At 44.5% G+C, this 19,843-nt stretch carries 15 protein-coding genes; 11 read left to right on the top strand and 4 right to left on the bottom strand.

The genetic code is table 11. The features are described 5' to 3' along the window. Window positions 1–20 precede the first annotated feature (20 nt). From ACOMHB_RS22155 to ACOMHB_RS22145, 3 genes are all read right to left on the bottom strand, one after another. Window positions 21–2,072, bottom strand: coding sequence for a hypothetical protein (locus ACOMHB_RS22155; protein WP_448218237.1), 2,052 nt, complete (start codon window positions 2,070–2,072; stop codon window positions 21–23). Beyond that, window positions 2,069–2,485: a hypothetical protein gene (locus ACOMHB_RS22150; RefSeq protein ID WP_448218236.1), complete on the bottom strand. Its 417-nt coding sequence runs from the start codon at window positions 2,483–2,485 to the stop codon at window positions 2,069–2,071. Before ACOMHB_RS22150 ends, ACOMHB_RS22155 begins: the two co-directional genes overlap by 4 nt. Window positions 2,486–2,629: 144 nt before the next feature. Beyond that, window positions 2,630–4,135 carry a hypothetical protein gene (locus ACOMHB_RS22145; protein ID WP_448218235.1) on the bottom strand — a complete coding sequence of 502 codons (1,506 nt, stop codon included), beginning with the start codon at window positions 4,133–4,135 and terminating at the stop codon, window positions 2,630–2,632. A gap of 429 nt (window positions 4,136–4,564) precedes the next feature. On the opposite strand from ACOMHB_RS22145, the gene ACOMHB_RS22140 reads away from it, so the two are divergent. From ACOMHB_RS22140 to ACOMHB_RS22130, 3 genes are all read left to right on the top strand, one after another. Beyond that, a complete protein-coding gene (locus tag ACOMHB_RS22140; protein WP_422135274.1) occupies window positions 4,565–5,032 on the top strand; it encodes a hypothetical protein in 468 nt (155 codons plus the stop codon). Window positions 5,033–5,056: 24 nt separating this feature from the next. After that, window positions 5,057–5,488 (top strand): hypothetical protein, encoded by a 432-nt coding sequence (locus tag ACOMHB_RS22135; RefSeq protein ID WP_422135273.1) that lies wholly within the window; start codon window positions 5,057–5,059, stop codon window positions 5,486–5,488. A gap of 242 nt (window positions 5,489–5,730) precedes the next feature. Then, window positions 5,731–6,744 (top strand): IS110 family RNA-guided transposase, encoded by a 1,014-nt coding sequence (locus ACOMHB_RS22130; protein WP_448215063.1) that lies wholly within the window; start codon window positions 5,731–5,733, stop codon window positions 6,742–6,744. Window positions 6,745–7,037: 293 nt separating this feature from the next. Here the strand turns inward: ACOMHB_RS22130 and ACOMHB_RS22125 are convergent, their stop codons facing one another. Then, window positions 7,038–8,123 (bottom strand): IS630 family transposase, encoded by a 1,086-nt coding sequence (locus tag ACOMHB_RS22125; protein WP_448218589.1) that lies wholly within the window; start codon window positions 8,121–8,123, stop codon window positions 7,038–7,040. A 464-nt stretch (window positions 8,124–8,587) separates the two neighbouring features. Here ACOMHB_RS22125 and ACOMHB_RS22120 point away from each other — a divergent pair, with 464 nt between their 5' ends. The 8 genes from ACOMHB_RS22120 (at window position 8,588) to ACOMHB_RS22085 (ending at window position 19,832) form a co-directional block, all read left to right on the top strand. Beyond that, window positions 8,588–9,592 carry a calcium:cation antiporter gene (locus ACOMHB_RS22120; protein ID WP_422135272.1) on the top strand — a complete coding sequence of 335 codons (1,005 nt, stop codon included), beginning with the start codon at window positions 8,588–8,590 and terminating at the stop codon, window positions 9,590–9,592. Window positions 9,593–10,215: 623 nt separating this feature from the next. Next, the gene (carA, locus tag ACOMHB_RS22115) at window positions 10,216–11,370 is read left to right on the top strand and encodes a glutamine-hydrolyzing carbamoyl-phosphate synthase small subunit (protein ID WP_448218234.1); all 1,155 of its coding nucleotides are present in this window, start codon (window positions 10,216–10,218) and stop codon (window positions 11,368–11,370) included. A gap of 94 nt (window positions 11,371–11,464) precedes the next feature. Continuing rightward, window positions 11,465–14,686 carry a carbamoyl-phosphate synthase large subunit gene (carB, locus tag ACOMHB_RS22110; protein WP_448218233.1) on the top strand — a complete coding sequence of 1,074 codons (3,222 nt, stop codon included), beginning with the start codon at window positions 11,465–11,467 and terminating at the stop codon, window positions 14,684–14,686. Beyond that, on the top strand, window positions 14,683–15,159 hold the full coding sequence (gene greA, locus ACOMHB_RS22105; protein ID WP_422135269.1) for a transcription elongation factor GreA: 477 nt from the start codon (window positions 14,683–14,685) through the stop codon (window positions 15,157–15,159). The genes carB and greA overlap by 4 nt, the downstream gene beginning before the upstream one ends. A 219-nt stretch (window positions 15,160–15,378) precedes the next feature. Beyond that, window positions 15,379–16,224 (top strand): syntaxin family protein, encoded by an 846-nt coding sequence (locus tag ACOMHB_RS22100; protein ID WP_448218232.1) that lies wholly within the window; start codon window positions 15,379–15,381, stop codon window positions 16,222–16,224. Window positions 16,225–16,669: 445 nt separating this feature from the next. Beyond that, complete coding sequence (locus tag ACOMHB_RS22095; protein WP_448218231.1) at window positions 16,670–17,740, top strand: SPFH domain-containing protein; 1,071 nt, start codon at window positions 16,670–16,672, stop codon at window positions 17,738–17,740. Window positions 17,741–18,032: 292 nt separating this feature from the next. Next, complete coding sequence (locus ACOMHB_RS22090) at window positions 18,033–18,599, top strand: hypothetical protein (protein ID WP_448218230.1); 567 nt, start codon at window positions 18,033–18,035, stop codon at window positions 18,597–18,599. 174 nt (window positions 18,600–18,773) lie between these two features. Then, complete coding sequence (locus ACOMHB_RS22085; protein WP_448218229.1) at window positions 18,774–19,832, top strand: hypothetical protein; 1,059 nt, start codon at window positions 18,774–18,776, stop codon at window positions 19,830–19,832. The last annotated feature ends 11 nt before the right edge of the window (window positions 19,833–19,843 follow it).

The following is a 19,843-nucleotide window of genomic DNA, read 5'->3' as shown; positions in this document are numbered from 1 at the left end:
TACTCCTTTATTGCCGGGTTTCAGTTATCCGGAAGATTACTTTCTAATACTTCCAACATCATGTTGTTATCAGGATGCAATGCCTTTTTTTGTAATTCTCTGGCCAGTTCATAAAAACTATCTCCTGGCTTAGTTGTTTGAGACATATAATCAAGCATTATTTCATTTGATTTATCACAGACGTACTGGCAAAACTCGGGTAATCTACCTTCGTCTAATAACCGGGTAAAGTAACTTTGCCGATCGTCAGCTGAGAGATCAGTATATTCATGGATTTTTGAGGTATCCGTGCCATTAAAAAAATGCGGAATTAACGTTGGGATTAGCCCAGTATATCTCAGGATATCGTCGGTGATTGCATTACATATCTTATTGAGTTCTAAATGGGCATTCTCAGGGTCATACCAGAAATCATGTTTAGTTTTTCTGTCACATAACTCTATTTGCTCTTTGCTCATTGTTAGCAGAGTCGATTTAACCTCTTGCAGAAGGCATGTATTCAAATGAAATGCACCATTAGCTACTTTCCAGCGGCCTAAGAGTTTCGGGTTGCCTGTTGCTGGTATTTCATGACCACATCTGCCCAGTCCAAGGTAGGGTTTATTTAAGCATTGTGCAATATTAGCGGTGCTGGCTCCCGGTGCATAAATGGGGATGTTGGAAAAATAACAAACCAACTCAAACAGTCGCTTCGGTAAAAAAGTAAATTCAAATACGGTGACCTTATCTATAAGTGATTTCTCAGTGGTAAAGTCCAGGGAGTAATTAGTTGAAAACTGTATATTGCCAGTGTCACTGAGCTCTTTTTTGCCTTTTTCAGACAGGCTGATATTCTCGCTGTGTGGTGCAATAATAATGATAGGCTTATCGCCAAAACACGCTTTAGCGGCATTTGTGTAATTGTAATACTCATGCTTTAACATTCCCCAGGCATGATAAGAAAGGGCTAAATATATTTTATTTTCTTTGGCCGATTGCAATAATTCGGTAAAAAACTGAGCTAATTTTTCAGTATCATGACCTTGTGTTAATGGGTTTTGTAAGCTGTTAGCTATATCCTTTTTCATTAGCTCTGGTGTTGACGTATCTTTATTGACCTCGTACGGATAAATGGGTAGATGATTTTCTTGGTTTTTCAGGGTCATTTCCCTTGGAGATTCAGGGAACCATCTATAGTTAGTTATTTGAAATAATGGAGCTTTTGTTGATGTTCTAAACGAGTCCCAAACGGTGTAAATTTGTAGTGTGTTTTTTGATAAAAGATGGGTAGGTATTGTCTGTTCTATGATGTATGGAATACCAAATATTTTATCTGGTCTTATTTTTGGTGACGATAATTTGTGATCCCCGTGAATGATAGACTCATCAATGTCACGCGCAGGTAAACCAGAAAGAAGATTTGGTAATTTGTTGCTAAGAGTAGGTTCATAGCCAGAAAAGCGAACCAGATTTAAAGTGCCAGGAGAAAGTCTGATAAAATTCCTTAAGAATTCTATATACAGGTTTAAATTGCCATAGCCCTGAGTGGGGGAGCTAGCTTCTACCAGAAAAACTATTTCTTTAACTTTCCCAGCTTTACTTTGCAAAGAGGTGATTCTATTCATAGATGATGTATGAATCGGTATCTGCCTGAAAAAATCCTGAAGAAAAGATATCCATTGCTTGTCTTTTGGTATCAAACAACCAACTTGTTGGAGATCACTACTTTCGATAATAGAAGACTCTTTACTGTTTTTTATCTTTTTTGGAAGTACCTCTTCGGACGAACTTTCACAAGCTGTTCTTTTTTCATCATGCCAGGTAATTCCTTCATTGTTTGAAACATAATAATGCTCCAGTTTAGTCGGGGGCTCAGGAAAAGATTTTTCCAAGGTATTTTCCGGTTTGTGTACTTGGTTTATGGCAGAAGTTGCACAAACATCATTCTTAAAGATTTTGTTTATATTATGGTGTTCCTGACTGGCAAAGGTATCAGTAGTAGTCTGGTCACCTTTTTCTACATTAATTGTTTTTTCTTGTGTTGACAGTTCACTGGTAAGTATGGGCTGAACTGGAAAATGACTATTAATCATAATGTACCTCCGAACCAATTTCCCGTTACTGGCTGAGAAAGCGTGAATAGGTGTATTTCGATCTGTCGTGTTGATAACTGTCCAATTAGCCAGAAATATACGATTCCATACGGCCAACTACTTAGCATTGAATGGGTGAGTCCTTTGTATTTGGGTAGGTCTCCTGCTCTAAGCTCCAGTTTAAATGCGTCATGAAGGTCGGTCCATTCAAAGTCAGTGATTGTACTAAAGCCGTTTCTTTTTAAGGTGCCTGCAATATCTGCCGTGGTCTCCACCTCTATGTGGCGGCCAATATCATAATTGGCCAACGAGGCGTTCAGGAAGCGTTCTTTTTCTTGTTCTGTAATATCAGCGTTGACACAGAAACTCATCGTTATGAGTAATACAGCCATCAGCTTGATGTTAATGTACATTGGCGTAATCCTTTACTCTCAGCTTCAATTGTCAATGTGACTTTAGAGCCTCGGGAGAGTGATTAGTTCCCCCGGGAGGGAAATATAGTAGCGTTACAGGTAAAGAAGCCGGAAAAGATTGGGGGGATTTTCTCAGCTCATCTATCATTCATGTGTCTGAGCAGTTGTTATGTCCGGATTGCTCTGATCGTGTGGACAGAAATATTTCTTGTATTCGCTAAGAAAGTATTCCTTGTTGAAGTTCTCGGGGTACATCGCTCCCAAGGCTTCGTTTTTGTTTCTGTATGGATTCGGGGTGTAGCCAGCTGCCTCACGCAGATTCTCAAGAACTTCATACAGTTGTAGATAAAACCGATAAATAAGCTTTAGATAATAGTAATCTCCGGGGTCGTAGTTTGTTATGTCAATGTAGCTGAATATCAGGTGATCTTCTTCTGCAATGACGACGGTATTCCAGGAATGTCTGTTGTATTTTGCAAACAGTTCATTGATTAGGTAAACATTTGCCATTACGTCAGGAAACAATTGTTTCAGTTGAGCAAAAACAACCGTTCCCAATGCCGAGTATTTATCACAGTCGCCAATTCCCCTTCGCCAATATTCAGCTATTGAACAATCTATCGGGAAAGTCTGCTCCAGTTCTCCTTCATCCACTAATTCGTAGTGAAGCTTTTCAGAAACAATCTCCGCTGTCAGGTAGAGTAAATTATAGATCGTTGGGTTTTTTAGACGTTTGGCTTTGTTTTCAACGTACTTGAAAATCTCTTCCTGATCGTCGGTTGAAAAATGTCCCATAAATTCTTGCGTAAAATCTCTGCCAGAAAATACTGTGTTAAGCCGGAAAAATAAAGCTTTTGGTAGAGGAATAGGCTCTTTTTTGCTCTGGTAGCCCGCAAGATTACCAAGGTGTTCAAACTCAAGATGGGTTGTGGGATATGCTGTGCAGGTCCGTTCGTCAGAGATTAGAGATGGATAGGTGTCCAGGTCAATGCCACGAAAGTAAAGAGATTTTGCATCTTCCGTGTCCAGGGTTATATCCATACTCAGGACTCTATGAAGAAAATCAGTAGGTACTTTTGAAACGTAGAGTCTTTTTAATTCATTGGTTGTTGAGGCGAGTCCCTTGTATCTGGGCAGATCTTCCATGGTTAGCCCCTTTTCCATTGTTTCTTGAAGCCAAACCTTCGAATAGTCAGAGTCAGTGTAGAAATAGTAGCCACTTTTGTATAAGGCGCCTGCAAGATCAGGAGCTATTCCATTTTTGAAGTAACTGGTCAAAATGTTGGCCTGATCAACGCCGGCTTCGAGGTAGCTATTCGCCTTTTGGGGGCTTAACCCTGCCTGTAGAATTTTATCTATAAAAGCCGGTTCACCAGCCACTTCAGGATGAAACGATGCAACGACTTCCGGAGTAATGTTGCGCCGGGTAAAACGGTGAATGTCATACGGGCTGACCATTGGGGCTTTTTGAGAAAAAAGAAAGACTTCTTCTGCCGTGGTACCTGTCTCTGTGAGGCGCTCAATATCATAACCGGCCAGTGCGTCGTTCAGGCAATGTTCTTCTTGTTCTGTAATATCAGCGTTGACACAAAAACTCATCGTTATGAGTAATGCAAATATCAGCTTGATGGCATGGCTTGTAATGTTCATTGGCGTAATCCTCTACTCTCGGGCTCAATAGTCCATAGAACTTAGAGTCTCGGGAGAGTGATTAGTTCCACCGGGAGAGAAATATAGAAGAATTACGGGTAAAGAAGCCGGGAGAGATTACAAGCAGCAGGCTCTGCCCGGAATGCTAGGTGGGGGTGCCGCTTTATTCGCAGTGGGGGGCCTGACCATTCGCCTACTCTCTTCAGTCTCCGTTCAATTCAGCCCTTTTTGGCTATTCCATAGGCTTCTGTCAGTATTTCATCAGTCTTGCAGTCAAGGCTCGGATTCCTTTTTATGTGCTGCTCGTTATCATACTTTGATCTTCCTTTGGGGCACCATTTCCGCAGCAGGTGTGCTATACCGTTTTTAGCAACGCTGGCGAAAAATCAAACGGGTTCGAGGGCAGGAAGAAGTTAACCGGAGAAAATTATGTCTCAACAACGAGTCTTAATGGCAATTCTGGTATTGAATGGATCTATTGCCACAACACTCAGGAAGACCCTTGAAAAGGATTGTACCAGGCTTTACCAGAATCACTTCGGCAAACATTACAAGCTCTTTCCGATCTGGGTGGAAGTGCCGCGTTCACAGGCTTTTTTAGCAGCTCGGCCGAGCAATGCGACCACCATTTCCATTGGCGTGGAAAACGATCTTCCCAACGACATTCGTCATGCATTTATGAGTGAATTCAGTGAACTTTGGATGAACTATACCGGGTGCAATAAAAACGAGATCATGCTGACGGCGATGGATTTTCAGGCACAACAAGATTTATTGAAGCTGACTCAGACCCGAATCCGTCCCTCCAGAAGACCTCTGGTTACACTTCAGATGTTGGGCCGATTGGCAAAGTCGAAAATCATTACACGACACTTTTCCACGTCCATTAACTTTTAAACCTTAGCCCGCAGGAGAACAGCCATGCCCCTGTACAATGTTTCAACCCCGGGTGCGGTAGAGATGTCAAAAAGACAACCCTTGTCAAAACTCATTATGGATACCCACTGTGGTTTAACGAGTGCTCCTGAGAGTCTTGTAAATGTGCTCTTTAATCAAAATATTCCATTGCAAAAAGGTATTGCCATTCACGTACAAGCTAACGTCCGCAAAGGCAGGACATCAGACGTCAACGACCGACTTAGTCTGGAAATGCAGAATAATATTGCTGATTTTTTTGGGATCGATGTTTCCGGGGTATCAGTAACCCTGTTTGAAGTGCCAGCATCCTGGGTGATGGAAGGCGGTGAGTTGTTACCAGAACCCGGAGAAGAAGCTTCTTGTGAATGGCTTCAAAAAGATCTCAAAGAATGCGAAGAGAAGAAAAAGCATGCTACTTTGGAAACGATGACATAGGAGCCTGACCGAGAATAGCGCCCGTAGCGAGGACGTCAGAAAATTGAGGATGAAAATTCGGTTTTGTGAGGAGAATAGCGAGCTATTTGACGAACAAAAGCGGATTTTCAGACCAATTTGCTGCCGCCGCAGTAGGGCAGTCTATTCTCGGTCTAATGGGATGGTCCGCCCCTCCTAAACGGCTTCAAATGAGCCAAAATGGAGTTAACCATTTAAACAGGATTAACCGGAGCGAACCACCCATGACTATTTCAGTACTTGGTATCGATATTGGCAAGAACAACTTTCACCTGTTTGGTGTTGATGAGCAGGGTAGCAAAGTCATCAGAAAGAAGTCGTCCAGGAAGAACCTTCTAGAGTACGTGGCAAATCTGGAGCCATGCATTATCGCTATGGAAGCTTGTGGTGGTGCTCACTATTTGGCTCGGTTATTCAAGAACTATGAGCATACTGTCAAGCTGATTTCACCTCAATTTGTCAAGCCTTATGTCAAGACCAACAAAAATGACTACAACGATGCTGAAGCGATTGCAGAAGCAGCTTCACGGCCCAGCATGCGTTTTGTACCTGTTAAAACGTCAGAGCAGCAGGCCTGGCAACTTCTGCACCGCTATCGTCAACAAGCGGTTGATCAGAGAACTGCCCTGGTTAACCAGATCCGGGGGTCACTATTGGAAGAAGGTATTGTAGTTGCCCAGGGTATTGGTAAAGTTCGTGCACAGCTTCCACGAATTCTGGAAGATGCTGAAAATGGACTCCATTCGCTGACTCGTGAGCTGCTACATGGTTTATCAGAAGAGTTGGCCAGTCTTGACAAGCGTATTCAACAGTATGACCAGAAAATTCAGGAGCTAGCAAAAAACGACGACGAATGTCGTCGAATGATGACTATGCCGGGTATCGGAGCCATCACTGCCACAGCATTGAAGGCAGCCATTGGTGATGCGACGTATTTTAAATCTGGTCGACACCTTGCCGCATGGATGGGATTAGTTCCAAGACAGCATTCCACAGGCGGTAAGTCAGTCCTGCTGGGCATCAGTAAACGGGGTGATAAATACCTGCGCACATTATTGATACACGGCGCACGTTCGGTACTCCACTGCCTCAAAAATAAGGATGACCGCTGTAAAAAATGGGTTAGCCAACTTAATGAGCGCAGCAATCACAACGTTGCCGCCGTTGGTCTGGCTAATAAAATGGCTCGGATTGTCTGGGTCATCATGACCCGAAATGAAGTTTACAAGGCTGCATAATGAAGTAAAGGCGGCAGCGGCAAAGTAAAGCATAAGCTTAATCAAAGGGGACCCCCCCGCAGATTGCGATGAGCATGTACAGTTGATGGCAAACAGGTAAAAACCGGCAACCTGAAACCTGATAGGAGCCTTGACCCTTGAGGCCGTCGGACTGATAAGGCCAGGTTGCGCGGATACCCATCAGGGCCAGAGGGTTAGACCTCATGAATAGGCCGTATATATGATTGCAGTTATCTTTGTTTGCTAATTAACAAAACAGGCTCTTGCAAAACGGGGCGGACCATATAAGGCTCCTAGTGTAGTGCGTCGTTCTTTTTGCAACTTAACCGGCGATTAGCCCGAACGACTTTTTCTAAGATATCATTTGCCTTAGCAGTCCAGATAAACGGCTTTGGATTTTGATTATGCTTTTCAATATATTCATCAATCGCACTGACTAGCTGTGGCACACTGACAAACACACCACGGCGTAAACGCTGACTCGTGAGATCCCGAAAAAATCTCTCAACCATGTTTAACCATGATGCTGACGTTGGCGTAAAGTGCATATGAAAACGAGGATGTTTTTCCAGCCATTCTCGCACCTTCGGGTGTTTGTGAGTCGCATAGTTGTCGCAAATCAGGTGCAGCTCTTTGTCTTTTGCCGTTTCCCTATTTATCTGTTTAAGAAACTTCAACCATTCCACATGGGTATGACGCTGCTGGCACTGACCGATGACAGCACCATCAAGTACATTCAGTGCTGCAAAGAGAGTGGTTGTACCATGTCGTTTATAATCATGAGTCATTGTTGCGGCACGCCCTTTCTTCAACGGTAAGCCAGGCTGTGTTCGATCGAGTGCCTGAACCTGACTTTTTTCATCACAGCACAGCACCAACGCATGTTCAGGAGGAGACAGATAGAGTCCGACAATATCTTCAAGCTTCTCCACAAATTTCGGGTCTCGGGACACCTTGAATGTCTTTTCCAGGTGAGGCTTGAGGCCATATGCATGCCATATCCGGCGAACACTTCTCTCACTGATACCGCTAACAGCAGCCATAGTTCGGGTGCTCCAGTGAGTGGCATTTTCCGGAAGGGTGTTTGTGGTCAGACTCACAATCTCAGCAGCATCAATCTTCTTTTTACGGCCACTGCGAGCTCGATCCTGTTCAATCCCGGAGAAGCCTTCCTGAGCATATCGGTCACGCCAGCGGCTGACCTGATGACGACCGATCTTCAGTATTTGCGCAATCTCAAGATTGCTTTTTCCTTCTGCAGAGAGAAGAACAATCTGGGCACGGCGGGCCAAGCGAAGAGGGCAAGTATTTGATGAAGTAATCTTTCTGAGTCGTATTTCTTCAGAAGCATCAAGTATTATCTCTGTGGCAACTCGCATAGTAAAAACAGGCAGTGGTTGGAATAACATCCATAGTAGACCGTTAGGAGTCTTTATGTACTGTTAATTAGGTCGCACTACACTAGGTACTTTGTATCTGGACAGTTGCTCTGTCGATAGCCCTTGTTCGAATGCAGCTTGAAACGTTCAAGGGCATGCTCCTTTCCTGTCAGGTTTAATAGCTCGCTGGAGAATGGAGTTTCGGGAGAGCCTGTAGTTCCCCCAAGAGAAATATAAAACAGTTACAGCAAAATAAGCCGGGAAAGAGTGGGGAGATTTTTACCGCTCATCTATTCTTCATGTACGGCTAAGTGACTGCTTTTGTCGTGTTAATAACATTCAAAAAACATTTTTTGCGGGTAGCTTGAGCAGTGATGAAACTACCTTTGGTGTTAAAATCCGAGCCTGGCCTTTATTCAGGTTTTGCTGCATCAATATTATTCTATTCGTTGTGCAACTGCTTTTTGACGACAGGATCTCCCAACTGGGTCAGTGCGGCTCTGTTTCTGATTTTGTTCGTTGTTATGCTCTGGTCTTCCTTCGGCGTGGTTCGCCATGCTGATGGTCTGGCTGAACAGTTGGGTGAGCCATACGGCACTCTGATATTGACCCTGTCAGTGATCAGTATCGAAGTCATTGTGATTTCAGCCGTGATGCTCACCGGAAGTCATAATCCAACGCTGGGTCGGGATGTGATGTTTTCTGTCCTGATGATTGTACTGAATGGATTGGTCGGGCTGTCGCTGCTTCTGGGAGGGGTCAGACATGTTGAGCAGACGTTTAATTTGCAGGGAGCCAACTCCTTTCTGGGAATTCTTGTTCCTCTCTCTGTGCTGGGTTTGATTCTGCCGAATTTTACAGAATCAACGTCCATAGGTACTTTCTCCCTTGAGCAAATAGTCTTTCTTGTTGTTATGAATGTTGTCCTCTACCTGGCTTTTCTGGGAATGCAGGCCATGAGACACCGGCACTATTTTGTGGGTGACAATGAGGGTTCTGATCACAGTGATGAAAAGAGGTTGTCTGTCCCGTCACATACCCTGCTTTTGCTCTGCTACATGGTTCCCATTGTTTTGCTGTCGAAGAAGCTGGCAGTGATTGTGGATTATGGGATTTCTGAACTGGGAGCACCCACAGACCTGGGCGGAATGATTGTGGCAATTCTGGTGCTGTCGCCGGAAGGGATGGCGGCGATCAAAGCAGCAAGAGCTAATAATCTTCAGCGCTCTATCAATATTTGTCTGGGGTCGGCTCTGGCCACTATAGGTATGACCATACCTGCCGTGCTACTGATCGGGGTTCTGACCTCCAAAATCATTGTTCTGGGTTTGAACAATGTCGATGCACTATTGCTGGTTCTGACGCTACTGGTTTCCATTGTGAACTTTTCCTCAGGTAAAAGTAACCTTTTCCAGGGAGTGACTCATCTGACACTGTTTTTCTGCTACATCATTCTGATTTTTGACTGATCCTGGTTCATAAGTACTCAACCATACGAAATCATATTTTCTGACTTATTGTTCAGGCACTCGCGGCAACTGCTCCTGCGTTGCTCTAGCTCCTGCATCCATGCAGTCGTGATGCGTTGCAATTCTGGTCACATAGCTTGCTATGTTTCCGTCGTTGCGCCTTGCAGAGCACCTGCCCAATAAGCCAGAAATATTTGATTCCCTACGGCTGAGTACTTAACTGCTTTTCTTTTCGATTCATTGGCTCTTGATCTCTCATAAGAAAACCGGTTCAGAAATGCCCTGAATTCAGGTGTTTTTTGGAAGAAAAATATTGTCTTTTTATAAATATTGTGTTTGAATGCGAAAAATTTGCATTAGATTTGTTGAGGCAGTTGGCGTGCCCCCGAGACTCCTTATAAAAGTCGGATAAAAAAAGCGAGACGGTGATTCAATTTACCTCTCGCTTTTTTTGAGCGTGCTCTCTAAGGAAACAGGGTTATAACATTGCTGTCTTGCGTACTTCACCCATCAGGTTTTACCCTTGCTGACCTGATTGGGAACAGGTCGAACAGCCTTAAGCGTAGAAAATCATTTTGCCCATGAATAAGATGATTTTCATGAGGTGAATGTGGGAGGAATCATTGACTAAGTCAGCCGTACTGGCTCTGGAAGACGGAAGTCTTTTTCGGGGCATTGCCATTGGATCCGACGGAGAGACCAGTGGTGAGGTCGTTTTCAATACAGCCATGACTGGCTATCAGGAAATACTCACCGATCCTTCTTATTCTCGTCAAATTGTGACTCTCACCTACCCCCATATTGGTAATACCGGCATTACTCCCATAGACGAAGAGTCTACTGAAATTCATGCCGCTGGCCTTGTTATCCGTGATCTTCCTCTTCTCGCCAGCAACTGGCGGAACAGGATGCCTCTTGATGAGTACCTTCGTACTAATCAAATCGTAGCCATTGCTGATATTGATACCCGTCGCCTGACTCGTATCCTGCGAGAGAAGGGTGCCCAGAATGGTTGTATCCTGGTGGCCGATGAAAACGGTCATATTGATGAAGCGGCAGCTTTGGAAAAGGCTCGGGCATTCCCCGGCCTGAAAGGTATGGACCTTGCCAGAGAGGTGACAGTTTCGGAGTCTTACGAATGGAAAGAAGGTGTCTGGTCTCTGGAGTCCGATGATCACCAGACTGTTGATGAGCAGCCCTTCCACGTTGTGGCTTATGATTTTGGTGTCAAGCGCAACATACTCAGAATGCTGGCCCAGCGTGGTTGTCGTTTGACGGTTGTGCCCGCTGAAACTCCTGCACAAGAGGTTCTGGCCATGAACCCGGACGGTGTTTTCCTGTCCAACGGTCCTGGTGATCCGGAGCCCTGTGATTATGCCATCAAGGCCATTCAGGATATTCTGGCAACCCGTATCCCGGTCTTTGGTATCTGTCTGGGTCATCAGCTGCTGGGTTTGGCCAGTGGTGCTGCCACCATAAAGATGAAGTTTGGACACCACGGGGCCAACCATCCGGTGCAGGATCTGGATTCCGGTGTCGTAATGATTACCAGTCAGAATCACGGTTTTGCCGTGGCTGAAGAGAATCTGCCTGAAAATATCCGGGTCACTCACAAATCCCTGTTTGATCGCAGTCTTCAGGGTATTGAGCTGACAGACCGGCCCGCCTTCAGTTTCCAGGGACACCCTGAAGCCAGCCCGGGGCCGCATGATGTCGCAGTGCTGTTTGACCGGTTTATCACTATGCTGGAAAAGCACACAGCCGCTTCCAAATCCTGATCAGGTCGCTTGAAAGAGAGACATACAGTACAGACTCAACAGGCTTTCGTGAGCGAAGAACTCCGCAAGCCTGAGACAAGTTACGAGAGCAACGATGCCGAAACGTACAGATATTGAAAGCATCCTGATCCTGGGTGCGGGTCCTATCATCATCGGTCAGGCCTGTGAATTTGACTATTCCGGAGCCCAGGCCTGTAAAGCCCTCAAAGAAGAGGGTTATCGTGTCATTCTGGTGAACTCTAACCCGGCCACCATCATGACCGACCCCAGTATGGCAGACGCGACTTACATTGAACCCATTCGCTGGGAAACCGTCGCCAAGATCATTGAGAAAGAACGTCCGGATGCGGTACTGCCTACCATGGGCGGTCAGACCGCTCTGAACTGTGCCCTGGATCTGTTCCATAAGGGCGTTCTGGAAAAATATAATGTCCAGATGATCGGCGCCAGCCGTGATGCCATCGATAAGGCTGAAGATCGCGAAATGTTTGACAGGGCAATGAAGAACATTGGTCTGGAAACACCTCGTTCCGGCATTGCTCACACCATGGAAGAAGCTCAGGCTGTGCTGGATCAGGTGGGCTTCCCCTGTATTATCCGTCCTTCTTTCACTATGGGTGGATCCGGTGGTGGCATTGCTTATAACAAGGATGAATTTGAAGAGATCTGCAAGCGTGGTCTGGATTTGTCACCCACCAGTGAGCTATTGATCGATGAATCCCTGATTGGCTGGAAAGAGTATGAGATGGAAGTGGTCCGTGACCGTAATGACAACTGCATCATTGTCTGCTCTATCGAGAACTTTGACCCAATGGGCGTTCACACCGGCGACTCGATCACAGTCGCTCCTTCCCAGACGCTGACCGATAAAGAATATCAGATCATGCGTAATGCCTCTGTTGCTGTGCTGCGAGAGATTGGCGTTGAAACCGGTGGTTCCAATGTTCAGTTCGGTATTTGCCCGGACACCGGCCGTATGGTCGTAATCGAGATGAACCCCCGGGTATCCCGTTCTTCCGCTCTGGCTTCCAAAGCGACTGGCTTCCCCATTGCCAAAGTGGCCGCCAAGTTGGCCGTAGGGTATACCCTGGATGAACTGCGAAACGAAATTACCGGTGGCGTGGTCCCGGCTTCTTTCGAGCCTACCATCGATTACGTCGTTACCAAGATTCCCCGTTTTGCTTTTGAAAAATTCCCTCAGGCTGACGACCGCCTCACTACCCAGATGAAATCGGTGGGTGAGGTCATGGCTATTGGTCGTACTTTCCAGGAGTCCATGCAAAAAGCCCTTCGTGGTCTGGAAACCGGAGCTACTGGTTTCAATCCAATGCTGGATGTTTCTGATGAAGGTGCTATCGACAAGATCAAGGCAGAGCTGGTTGTTCCAAAAGCGGATCGACCTTACTACGTGGCAGATGCTTTTCGTGCCGGTATGACACGTGAGGAAGTCTTTAACAGCTGCATGATCGATCATTGGTTCCTTGTCCAGATTGAAGACATTGTTAAAGAAGAGCAAAACCTGGTTGGTAAAGATCTGTCTGCACTGGATGCCGACACTCTGTTCAGACTCAAGCGCAAGGGTTTCAGTGATGCACGTCTGGCTGAAGTGATGGCCGTCGCTGAAACAGAAGTGCGTAACCATCGTCGTCAGCTGAACATAAAGCCGGTATTCAAACGTGTGGACACCTGTGCGGCCGAGTTTGCCTCCACGACAGCTTACATGTACTCCACCTACGAGGAAGAGTGTGAAGCTGTGCCAACCGATAATGAAAAGATCATGGTTATCGGTGGTGGTCCAAACCGTATCGGTCAGGGTATCGAATTCGATTATTGCTGTGTGCATGCCGCCATGGCTGCCCGTGAAGACGGTTACGAAACCATCATGGTTAACTGTAACCCCGAAACGGTTTCTACAGACTATGACACTTCTGACCGACTGTACTTTGAGCCAGTTACTCTGGAAGACGTTCTCGCCATTATTGATGTTGAAAAGCCCAAGGGTGTGATTGTTCACTACGGTGGTCAGACTCCTCTGAAGCTGGCTCGTGCTCTGGAAGCTGAGGGTGTGCCAATTATCGGTACCAGTCCGGACGCAATTGACCGTGCCGAAGACCGTGAACGTTTCCAGGGCATGATCCAGAAGCTGGGTCTGCTGCAGCCTGCAAACGCTACCGTGCGCAGTGCTGAAGAAGCTGTAACTAAAGCCAAGGAAATTGGTTATCCGCTGGTTGTGCGTCCGTCTTACGTCCTGGGTGGTCGTGCCATGGAAATCGTGGCAGGCGAAGATGAACTTCAAAAGTACATGAAGGAAGCCGTTCAGGTTTCCAATGACAGTCCGGTACTGCTGGACCTGTTCCTGAGCCGTGCCGTAGAGGTGGATGTCGATGCAGTATGCGACGGCGAGCGTGTGGTCATTGGTGCCATCATGCAACACATTGAGCAGGCAGGTATTCACTCGGGTGATTCCGGTTGCTCTCTGCCTCCCTACAGTCTGAGTCCCCGTATCCAGAACAAGATCCGTGGGCAGGTGAAAGCCATGGCTATGGAACTGGGTGTTGTTGGTCTGATGAATGTTCAGATGGCGTTGCAGGACGGTGAACTCTATGTGATCGAGGTTAACCCTCGTGCATCCCGTACAGTGCCTTTTGTGTCCAAGTGCATTGGTCACTCCCTGGCCAAGATTGCCGCTCGTGTCATGATGGGCAAGACTCTGGAAGAGCTGGAGTTTACCAAAGAGATCGTGCCTCCATACTTCTGCGTGAAAGAAGCCATCTTCCCATTCAACAAGTTCCCGGGTGTGGACCCGATTCTTGGCCCTGAAATGAAGTCTACTGGAGAAGTGATGGGTGTTGGTGCTTCTTTCCCGGAAGCCTATTACAAGGCTCAGCTGGCTGAAAATATGGCACTGCCGGAAGGTGGCCGTGTCATCATCAGTGTCCGTGATCAGGACAAGCCCATGGTGCCTGGTATCGCCCGTCTGTTAATGGATACCGGTTTTGAACTGGTGGCTACCAGTGGTACTGCCCAGGTGATCGAAGATGCCGGTCTGCCCGTGACCCGGGTCAAAAAGGTGATGGAAGGTCGACCAAATATGGTGGACAGCATCGTCAATGGTGATATAGCCTTTGTGGTCAATACTACCGAAGGTCGTCAGGCCATTGCAGACTCCTATAAAATCCGCCGATCTTCCCTGACCAATAAGGTTCTCTACACCACTACCATGGCAGGTGCGGAAGCCATTGCCCGGGCCATTGCCTTTGGTTCGGAGAAAACAGTCAGAAGACTTCAGGATTTACACGAAGGTAAGACTGGATGAATCGATATCCAATGACAGTGGAGGGCGAAAAAGCTCTCCGAGAAGAGTTGGCTCAACTGAAAACCGTGGAAAGACCACGCATTTCCCAGGCAATTGCCGAGGCCCGGGAATTGGGGGACTTGAAAGAGAACGCTGAATATCACGCAGCCCGTGAACAGCAGAGTTTTACTGAGGGTCGTATTAACGATATTGAGGGCAAGTTATCCAACGCTCAGGTTATCGATATTACTACGATCAAGAAAACCGGTAAGGTTGTCTTTGGTACTACGGTTGTACTGGTTAATCTGGATACGGACGATGAAGTCGAGTACAAGATCGTGGGTGATGATGAAGCAGAGATCAAGGATAACAAGATTTCTGTAAACTCACCGATTGCCCGTGCCCTGGTTGGTAAAGAAGAAGGTGACGTGGTGGTTGTGAATACACCATCTGGCAATGTTGAATATGAGATCGATGAGGTTAAGCACATCTGAAGATCTCGATTCTCTGCATGGGTCAATGGCCTGTGCAGAGAAGCTGGTTTCCCCCTCTGAGCTCCCTGAAGCTCTCATCCTCTGTGTATAAGTACCTGGCCAGTGGGTTTTCATAGCTATGTCAGCATAACTGACATGCCTGTTAGTGACCTTTCCTGCCATTGATTGCATTCTTGTGTCCAGAAAAACAATACAACAAGGATTCATGGAGGGAGTGTTATGATGAATTTTCTGGAAACAGGCTCAGTGCCATTCAGTAAGAAAACGATTGCCGTAAAATTGGAGCAATTTGGAAGCGCTGTCTCCAAGCTTGGACGCCATACGGTCGGTAAGCTCAAAAACGCTTATGGCCATATGAAGAGCGGCGACTTTTCGCACACCCACTACTCTGAGCAAAGCTCAAGTAGCTCAGACGGCACCATACAGGTTTCAGAGCGCGCTATTGCCAGACCGCCTTCAGAAAGAGGTGTTATCAGGCCGGTTTCAAAACCTGCCCAGTCGGGCAGTGACAATGGCAACGATCTGGCAGTCAGACTTGAGAGTCTCAAAAGTGACTGCTCTCGGGCACATTCCGGGCAGGATCTGGTGGCTATGAAGCAGAAAACCACAGATCTGCTAAACGATGCCAGAAAAAAGCTTCAGGATCATCCAGAGGCGGGCAAAATTCTTGAGAAACTGAACACAGCGGCCAATCTGCTTGATGCGTCATCTGCGGCTGATAACCATGTCCACGAGGCTGCCAACAGTCTTCAGAAGGTGTTGCTGGACATTAAATTTGATGAATTGAGCCAGCTACGCAATCGACATCAGGAAATGCTTCAAATAGAAAAAGATGTTGCTGAAGTGTGCGGGATGGTGCATACACTGCAAGGTCTGGTTCGTGAACAGGGTGAGGGGGTGAGCCGGATTGAAGATAATATCACTCGAAGCAGTGAGAATGTCAAAGATGCCGGGGATTCTCTGGATTCAGCGCAAAAGTCCGCTAAAAAAGCTCGTAAACTGAAGATTGTTTTAGGTATTGTGCTTGCCGTTGTCGGCATCACCCTTCTGGCCTGCTTGCTCTGATTGACACTCAGAACTTGAAGGTGTGAGATGATCTGCTACTCACACCTTCAAATTCTCCAGTTTCATAACGGTAAGAGTATCGAATATTTGACTGATAAGTCTTCTCTCATTTCTCTGAATAGCTCTTGTGGAACCTTATCCTTGAGCGGGCTCAAAAGCTTTTATTGCTTCAATAGTTCAAAGCACCTTCAGGACACTGCTGCTGCCACGAATAACATCAACGAAATCAGGCTTTTCCTTTAACTGATATTGCAACATTCTTTCTTCGACTTCCGATAAATAATCAGAAGTTAGAGTTATGTCTATACTGTTGGCTTTGAATTCGGTGTATTTGTAAAGTGAAGACAGTCAGAAGCGTACTTTTTTATTTTTAAAATAATCCGATACCTCATGTCAGCTTTGCTATCTTGTAGCTGAAAATTCAAAATTTTTGGAAACTTGGATTATGAGAAAAATAGCTGCCTTGATATTTTCATTACTTTGTGTTGAATCTGCCCTTTCTGATGAAATTTCAGTTCACTGGTTATACAGTTGGATGCCTTTTACATATACGGTACCAGAAGGAAGTGTTGGTATTTTTTTCAGAGGTGGATTTTATAAGGAGGTTTATGAGCCGGGAATACACAGATTATTCACATGGCCTGTTACCAAAGGAATGCGAATAAATGTAAGACCACAGATAGATATTATTGAGGATATAGCATGTGGTACTATGGACGGTCTCACAATACATTTTCCTAGAATTGCCGTTTATAATCAGCTCCATAAAGACGAAGTATTAAATATTGTCTCAAATTTTGGAGAAGATTATGATCATTACTTAATAACAGAGCCTACAATTCAGGCTGTAACAGAGCTGTGTACGACCATGACAGCACAGGAAATATATATTGATAAGTTTCCTACTATAAACGATTTTTTGTTACAACACCTGGTTGAAGAGCAAGCAAAAAGTAATTCTAGATTAAAAATAAATAAAGTGGTTGTTTCTAAGCCCGTTCTTCCAGGAAACATAAGAAAAAACTACGAAGTTATTGTGGAAGAGAAAAGCAAGCTTGTAGCTGTTTCACAAATTCAAGCCAGGAAATTAAAGGAAGCTGAAACCGAACAATTGGGACGATCCAAAAAGGCTCAAACAGATAAAATGGTAGCTGAAATAGAGAATGAAAAAAAACTTGCTGAAGAAAAAAATAAAATGGAATTAGAGAAGATTCGAGTGGCTGTTAGAATCCATCAATTACGTGAAGACGCTGAAGCAGAAGCCTTTATACTCAGGCAAAAGGGTGAAGCTGAAGCCTATGTAATACAAGTTAGTGGTGAAGCTCGTGCCAATGCTACGCTGCAAGAAGCAATAGCCAATGAAAGGCTCATTACACATTTATATGTTGAGCTAAAACAGGCAGAGGCGTTTTGGAGAAATAACAACTCTAAACTGATATATTTTGGCGAAAATATTCCTAAAACTGTATATCCAGGCCTTATCGACTCAGAAGAAGTAAGAAAGTTTGCAAATTAACGCAAGTATCTTTTAGAGTCAGCTAACGCTGGCAGACGGGGTGGAGAGCGAAATGAGCTACCCATTTACTAACTTCGAAGCCCTGTCGGCTTGGACAAGGTTGATTGATACACAGAACTTGCAGATATCGTTTTCTTTGCTCTTTTCTGGTTATGGATTTTGCCAATTTAAGCCTTACTGGCAACAACAATGCTTATGCAACTTTTAAATGCTGTAGAGCTGCAGGGAATATGCTCATGAAAATCGGTAAAGCTGCAGAACTGATGATTTTCCAAGTAGTAGAGTATTGAATATGAAAAAACATTACTTCTTTTTTTTTGCTCTATGTTTTTGTCATGTCGCACTTTCAAATGAACGGTTTATAAACCCCAAGCTTGTATATAAATCTGGTTGGCTTGAATTCAATATTCCTGAATGGATCAATTTTCTTGATTATGAAGGTGGAGAAAAAGTTCAAACGAGTGAGGGGCGCACATTTTATATTGCAAACAAAGATGGCTGGCAGTCTGATTTTGGCCGAATGGTTAAAGTTTTCTTAAGAAATGAAATTGAATTGAACAAAGGGTTGCTTTATTTAACTGGTTCTGAAATGAGTGCAGGTGTTTTTGAAAATTTTAAAGACTGGATACAAGGTAAGAATGCTATTTGTACATGCAGTAACCCAGCTTGCGAAGCGGGATTTACAACAACAGTTCCGGATAGAACCTACCGTTCGACTATTAAAGTAAACAATGAAATGACTTACTCAATAACATTTATTATCGAAAATAATGCACTTACCCTGACAGTTGTGGATGATACGGCGCCTTCAAATAGTGTGAAAATAACATACGAATGCGCAGTCAATTCAAGCAGTTAACCTATTGAGTCAGTTTATGGGGACAGGTAATGCCGGATTCATTGTCAGGTGGCATGTATCTTGAGGTAGTTCACAAGGATTCTATTATCTTATTGATATATTAAACAAGGGAACTTTTTACAAGAGGTTTGGTCAAAGGATGTATGATCAAAGAAATTGAAAGGATGCTAATCCATGAAAAATAAAGCTTACTTATTATTATTTCTTTCTCTGGCGTTCTCACGTTATTCATACCCGTGTCTTGTAAGTGATAATTACAAAGGCTACAGGTCAGAGGCCGTTTGTACTGAGGAACCTCTGTCTATCGAAGAAAAAGCTAAAAAGATTCTGGCTAATATCGAAAAACGTCCATTGAAACAGAAGAAAATAAACGCCTCTATAAAATCAGCTTACTTAGAGATCAGATCATTGACCAATAGGCTAAGTAATGGCAAATCTACAGAAAGGTTATTTTTAGTTGTACGCGATCAAAATAGAACGTTTTCAAAGGATATAACTGAGTATTCACTCGTACTCTTTAATGATGGGATGCTCCTGTTCCCGAATGCATATGATCTTATGCATGTAATGGAAGATTCAGGATTTTCAATTTCATATATTAATAAAATTAATGATAGATTAAAGAATAAGCATTTGACAATGGCTTTTCCAGAAGTCCTTTCAGATCTTGGTATTCCTATGGATCAAATTTTTATAAAAGATGGATTTTCAAAGTATATATCGAGAATTAAAGTAATGATTGACGCTTCTAAAAAAGAAGCATCGCTTTCTGGAATGTTGCATAGGAATACGCCTCATGTTATTGCTTTATTGCGATGTCATTTTCCTGATATCAAACAACTACATTTGGATATAATACCCGGTACTAATAACGCGGTTTTTGTGTACGAAGCAGCTTTACTTGTACGTTATTTCTCTTTAGACACACACATAGGAAAAGACAGTCACGTTTATTCTGGGGGTGTTATATTGTTTTTCTCAGGTGCGAACAATTTTTTTCACAGTCGAGCAATATTAAAATTTCACGGTTGGCAGGCAAATACTATTGAACAGGGTCAACCTGGGAGTGAATTTAGTGATGTACAATTAATGCTCAACGATTTAACAGAAACGCTTGGTTACCCTGTTTTGCTTAAGGAATTGACAAAAAGTTTAACACCTGACATCTTTCATCGATTTACACCTGATGAGTTATCATCTATGGGGGCTGTTCTCGTTAATGATGAGCTTTGAGGCATAAACCT

It is taken from the genome of Endozoicomonas sp. 2B-B (assembly GCF_053470045.1).
Note: the sequence above shows the minus strand (reverse complement) of the source record. Positions and strands in the feature narration are given on the sequence as shown.

Bases quoted from the DNA above. Each gene is read 5' to 3' on its own strand.
- ACOMHB_RS22150 (WP_448218236.1), bottom strand. From the start codon at position 2,485: ATGTACATTAACATCAAGCTGATGGCTGTATTACTCATAACGATGAGT.
- ACOMHB_RS22090 (WP_448218230.1), top strand. From the start codon at position 18,033: ATGAAAAAACATTACTTCTTTTTTTTTGCTCTATGTTTTTGTCATGTC.
- ACOMHB_RS22085 (WP_448218229.1), top strand. From the start codon at position 18,774: ATGAAAAATAAAGCTTACTTATTATTATTTCTTTCTCTGGCGTTCTCA.
- ACOMHB_RS22100 (WP_448218232.1), top strand. From the start codon at position 15,379: ATGATGAATTTTCTGGAAACAGGCTCAGTGCCATTCAGTAAGAAAACG.
- greA (WP_422135269.1), top strand. From the start codon at position 14,683: ATGAATCGATATCCAATGACAGTGGAGGGCGAAAAAGCTCTCCGAGAA.
- ACOMHB_RS22135 (WP_422135273.1), top strand. From the start codon at position 5,057: ATGCCCCTGTACAATGTTTCAACCCCGGGTGCGGTAGAGATGTCAAAA.
- ACOMHB_RS22095 (WP_448218231.1), top strand. From the start codon at position 16,670: ATGAGAAAAATAGCTGCCTTGATATTTTCATTACTTTGTGTTGAATCT.
- ACOMHB_RS22145 (WP_448218235.1), bottom strand. From the start codon at position 4,135: ATGAACATTACAAGCCATGCCATCAAGCTGATATTTGCATTACTCATA.
- ACOMHB_RS22130 (WP_448215063.1), top strand. From the start codon at position 5,731: ATGACTATTTCAGTACTTGGTATCGATATTGGCAAGAACAACTTTCAC.
- carB (WP_448218233.1), top strand. From the start codon at position 11,465: ATGCCGAAACGTACAGATATTGAAAGCATCCTGATCCTGGGTGCGGGT.
- ACOMHB_RS22155 (WP_448218237.1), bottom strand. From the start codon at position 2,072: ATGATTAATAGTCATTTTCCAGTTCAGCCCATACTTACCAGTGAACTG.
- ACOMHB_RS22125 (WP_448218589.1), bottom strand. From the start codon at position 8,123: ATGCGAGTTGCCACAGAGATAATACTTGATGCTTCTGAAGAAATACGA.
- ACOMHB_RS22140 (WP_422135274.1), top strand. From the start codon at position 4,565: ATGTCTCAACAACGAGTCTTAATGGCAATTCTGGTATTGAATGGATCT.